Raw genomic sequence first — 5226 nt, 5'->3', positions numbered from 1 at the left:
GAAACTTGCCTCGGCGGCGATTCAAGTCGAAACGGTCAATCGCATCGCTTGCAATCATCCTGCACGTTGCCTGGCCGATTGGACTATGACCAAAATCGTCACGTCTCGATCCATTCCGCGTGTGAGGGGATCCTCACCGAGATGCTGGTTCAACCCGGTAACCAGGTCACCCGTGGCCAAGTGGTCGCTCGTATCAGCAGCCCCGAAGTTGGTCAGTCACGCAGTGAGGTTCAATCACGATTGGCGAGTCTGCAGTTGGCCATGAACGAACAAAAACGCAATTCAGAAATTTGTAGTGGCGTCGAAGAGCTTGTGGCATTGATTCGCGCCGGAGAGTCTCCCGAGCATTTAATCGCCGGGTTCGCGACCGAGGCGTTGGGCGATTATGGTCGTACGTTGATCGAAGCGTATACGCGAAGGCGTTCAGCGATCGCGATTGCGAATGGATCACGCGAAGCCGCCGACGTCGGTGCCATTGCGGGGCGGATCCAGACCGAACGTGAACGGGAGATGCAGACGGCCGAGGCGTCACTTGCGTCGTTGATGGACCAAGCGTTGTTTGATGTCAACCAAAAATGCAAACAGTCCACTGCCGCTGCCGAAGCCGCTCAGCGAGACGTCGAGATTGCACTGCAGCAGCTCAACGCCCTGCTTGGCCCTGCAGCCTCCGAAGTCACGCAAGTTTCGTTTCGCCAGGTCAACAACGACACTCTTTCCAGCGTCGATCTTGTCTCGCCAATCGACGGGACGGTCGAAGAGCGATTGTTGACCGCGACCGAGCGTGTTTCGGTCGGAGAGCCGATTTTTACGATCGCGGATACGTCACGTCTGTGGGCCGAAGCTGATATTCGGCAAAGCGATTGGAATGCGATCACCGTGGCGGTGGGACAACGCGTAACGATCACAGTCCCCGCCATCTCCAACGTGCGACTCGATGGCGAAGTGATCGTGGTCGGTCGCCGTGTGAATCTAGTAACCGGCGCAGCACCGTTGGTCGCTTCGATCATCGCATCGGACCCGCGACTGCGTCCAGGAATGTTCATTCGTATGACGGTGCCAACGGACAAGCCTCGCGACGTGATCGCGGTACCGACCCAAGCCGTGGTCGTGCACGAGAATCAACCGTTTGTGTTTGTTGCCGAAAGTGATACCGAATTTCGACGCGTCGACGTGGTCACGGGCGAACAGCAAAACGAGATGACCGAAATCACGTCGGGGTTGTCCGTGGGCGATCAGGTTGTCGTCGAAGGCGTTTTCAAATTAAAGAGCGAAATCCTTCTTGCCGGTGAGGAGGAATGAGCTGATGTTACAAAAACTGATTGAATTCTGTCTCGAGAATCGTTTTATTGTCCTGGCCGTTACCTTTTTGATGGCTGCTGCGGGGGTGAAAAGTGCGATCGAATTGCCGATCGACGCGGTTCCCGATATGACCAATGTCCAAGTTGCGGTGATTACCGACGCTGGTTCGTTGTCGCCGGTGGAAGTAGAGCAATACATTACCTATCCGGTCGAATCGACCATGGGCGGGCTGCCCAATGTCGAAGAGGTCCGCAGTGTATCGAAGTTTGGGATTTCCGTCGTCACGATTGTCTTTGACGAAGGCACCGACATCTATTTTGCTCGCCAAGTCGTCACCGAGCGGTTGCCAACGGCCGCTGCGGCGATCCCGCCCGGATATGGCACTCCGGAAATGGGGCCGTTGACCACCGCGCTGGGTGAAATTTTGCAATTCGAGGTGCGTGGAGACGATTATACGCCGATGCAATTGCGGACGATGTTAGAGTGGGAAATCGCACCGAAGCTACGCGAAGTACGTGGCGTGACCGAGATCAATACGCATGGTGGATTTTACAAGACATTTGAGATTCGGCCGAATCCTGATGCACTCGTCAGCAACAACATCACGCTCAGTGATCTGTTTAGTCGAGTCGAAGAGAATAATGGATCCACCGGTGGCGGATATGTCGTTTACCACGACGAGCAGCGATTTATCCGAGGCGAGGCATTGTTGCGAGACGTCGACGAAATCCGCAGCATCGTCATTCGCCGCAATGATGACGGCGTGCCGGTATTGTTGTCCGATATCGCCGAGGTCGAGATCGCTCCGATGACACGGCAAGGCGCTGTCACACGCGATGGACGTGGCGAAGCTGTCACCGGGTTGGTGATGATGTTGATCGGCGAGAATTCGCGTGACATCGTCGAGCGAGTCAAGAGGCGAATCGATAAGATCATGCCGACACTCGCTCCCGGCGTGCGGCTCGAAATCACCTACGACCGTTCCGCATTGATCGGCCGCACGCTGAAAACGGTGGTCAAAAATTTGGTCGAAGGTGGCGTTTTGGTGATCTTGGTCCTGTTGGTCATGTTGGGCAGCTTTCGAGCGGGGTTGATCGTTGCGTTGGCGATTCCGCTATCGATGTTGTTCGCCGCCAACTTGATGTACGCCACCGCGATTTCAGCCAGTTTGATGAGTTTGGGGGCGATCGACTTTGGGCTGATCGTCGATTCGTCGGTTATCATGATCGAAAACTGCATGCACAAACTTTCGCACAATGTCGGTAACGTGCGAAATCGCGTCGAAGTGATTCGAGACGCTTGCATCGAAGTGCGGAAACCGACAATGTTCGGCGAACTGATTATTGCCGTGGTCTATATCCCGGTGCTGCTACTCGAGGGGACCGAAGGAAAACTGTTTCGGCCAATGGCGATGACGGTGTTGTTTGCGCTGTTTGGATCGCTGATTTTGTCGATGACGCTGATGCCAACGCTTGCTGCGATCGCGTTGCCACGTAACCTAACCGATAAAGACGTCTTCTTTGTACGCTGGGTCAAATGGATCTATCGCCCGCTTGTGCACCGCGCCATAGCGGCGCCCGTCGTGACCGCGCTGATTGCGATTGCGGTGTTCGGGATCAGCGTTCCCGTCGCATCACGATTGGGGGCCGAATTTATGCCGCGGCTCGAAGAGGGCGACTTGCTCGTTGAAGCGGTGCGTTTGCCTAGTGCCACGATCGAAGGAGCAACGGACATGAGCACCGAGATCGAAAAAATCATGATGGAATTTCCGGAGGTGAAAACGGTCTTCTGCAAAACCGGACGTCCGGAAATTGCAAACGATGTGATGGGCGTTCACCAAACCGATGTCTGGGTAATCTTAAAAGCGCATGACCAGTGGCGCGAAGGCATCACGCGTGACGATTTGATTGCCGAAATGGACGATCAACTCAATAATCGCGTCGCAGGCGTCGCCTTTGGGTTCACCCAGCCGATCGAGATGCGAGTTGACGAGTTGGTCGCAGGCGTGAAATCCGATGTTGCTGTGTTGCTCTATGGAAACGACTTGGACGTCTTGGCCAAGAAGTCCAAAGAGATCGAGGGAGTGTTGAAAATGATCGCAGGGGCCGCGGACGTGCGTGCGGACTATCAAGCCAATCTGCAAACGTGGACGATCCGTCCCGATCGCGAGGCGTTGGCACGCTACGGTATCGACGCCTCGAAAGTTTTAGGCGCGATCGAATCATTGGGGGGACGCAATGTCGGTACCATCATCGACGGTCGCGCTCGCTATCCGATCTTGGTGCGAATCCCCGAAGCATGGCGAAAAGACGAAGCTTTGCTGAGGCAATTGCCGGTCGATTCGGTCGGTGGGCGGATTGTACCGCTGGGCGAACTGGCCGATCTGGAGCTCGAAGAAACACCACCTTCGGTCGAACATGACAACGTGCGGCGACGAACGTTTATCGCTGCTAATGTTCGCGGTCGAGACGTGGCGAGTTTTGTCGGAGATGCAAAACGGGCCGTAGCCGAACAAGTCGAGCTGCCGGTGGGCTATGAAATTCGATGGGGCGGTGACTTTGAAAACTTGCAATCCGCCAGCCGTCGGCTGCTCGTGATCACTCCGATTGTGTTGCTGTTGATCTTCTTGCTGTTGCACACCACGTTCCACAGCGTGTCGTTGGCAATGCTGATCTTTATGGCGGTGCCGATGGCGGCCAGCGGCGGTGTCTTTGCACTGGCGCTGCGCGAAATGCCGTTTAGTATTTCGGCCGGTGTTGGCTTTATTGCCTTGTTTGGCGTCGCCGTGCTCAATGGATTGGTGTGGGTCAGCGCGGCCGAGCATGCACGTTTGGCGGGTCTGCCGATGGACCAAGTCACCGAGCAGACGGCATTGAACCGATTACGGCCCGTATTGATGACCGCGTTGGTCGCAAGTTTTGGCTTCATTCCGATGGCGTTTTCGACCAGCGACGGCGCCGAAATGCAACGTCCGCTGGCCACCGTGGTGATCGGCGGTTTGGTCACCAGCACATTATTGACCGGGTTTGTGATTCCCGCGATTTACCCTTGGTTCGCTAAAGGAGTCAAATCCGGCGAAGACAAGTGTGCCGCAGAAGCCAACGTCCCGGCATAGGGAATCAGTCAACACATCATTTGTTAAATGGCAACGGCCGATTCCTCGCAGCAGTTAAGCAACTTGCGATTTACAACTTGCGGAAGCGAGGGGAGCCAGATTTTCCAAACATACAAATCGCAGGTTCGGCGGGGGCGGTCGGCGAATTTGATGATCCTTTATTGACCGCAACGCGGTCGAACAACACAGCCCGAGGTCGCGCAGCGCAACCTTGGGGCGGTAATCGCAACAACAAAACGAACTTCAACCGGATCGGGCAATGCTGCTCATGTCCATGGGGATGGCAAAATGATTGTTTGGCAAAATGATATCCAGAGTCGAAGTGGTCTGGTTTTAAATCACTTTGCCCGTTCTTTATTCACCGAATCATTGGCGACCGCAGCCGTTGACGGCCAATGCGAATGACTTGGGGAGGCACGCGCGGATGTGACGGATTTGAGACTGCCGACTCGGTTACTCTTCGGCACACATCTCCACCGGGATCTCGCGTTCGAGTTTGGCGATTTTGCGACGCACCGCCTTTGCTTCTTTCTCGAGTTCCGCCAGTTGTGCGTGCAACTTCACGAGTGATCGTTCCGGTGACGGCCGAAGGATCCGTTCGAGCATGTCCAAGAGCACCAGTGCACGCACTGCCTTTAGCGCCGTGCCTCGCAGTCGGTACATCCGCGCGACTTGGTTGATCTGAGACAACCGGACCATCTTGGTAATTCCGGTAGCTCGCAAAAACTGTAGCGAACGCAGGAACGAAACCAGTGGCAACAAGATGATCGCCAGATCCAACCAATGTGTTTTGCAGTAAGCAATCTTCTTTT

2 protein-coding genes and 1 pseudogene are annotated in these 5226 nt (G+C 55.2%); 2 read left to right on the top strand and 1 reads right to left on the bottom strand.

Going from position 1 to position 5226, the window contains the following annotated elements:
• Both RMSM_RS01085 and RMSM_RS01080 read left to right on the top strand, forming a co-directional pair.
• A partial coding sequence (locus tag RMSM_RS01085) for an efflux RND transporter periplasmic adaptor subunit (RefSeq protein WP_040763400.1) occupies nucleotides 1–1299 on the top strand: 1299 nt, incomplete at its 5' end.
• Nucleotides 1300–1303: 4 nt separating this feature from the next.
• Nucleotides 1304–4414, top strand: a complete 3111-nt coding sequence (locus RMSM_RS01080) for an efflux RND transporter permease subunit (protein ID WP_008690189.1) — start codon at nucleotides 1304–1306, stop codon at nucleotides 4412–4414.
• 453 nt (nucleotides 4415–4867) lie between these two features.
• Here the strand turns inward: RMSM_RS01080 and RMSM_RS40525 are convergent.
• Nucleotides 4868–5226: pseudogene (locus tag RMSM_RS40525) on the bottom strand (potassium channel protein); the annotation flags it as partial.

This window comes from Rhodopirellula maiorica SM1 (assembly GCF_000346295.1).
Lineage (GTDB): Bacteria > Planctomycetota > Planctomycetia > Pirellulales > Pirellulaceae > Novipirellula > Novipirellula maiorica.
This window is presented reverse-complemented; position numbering and strand designations above follow the sequence as displayed.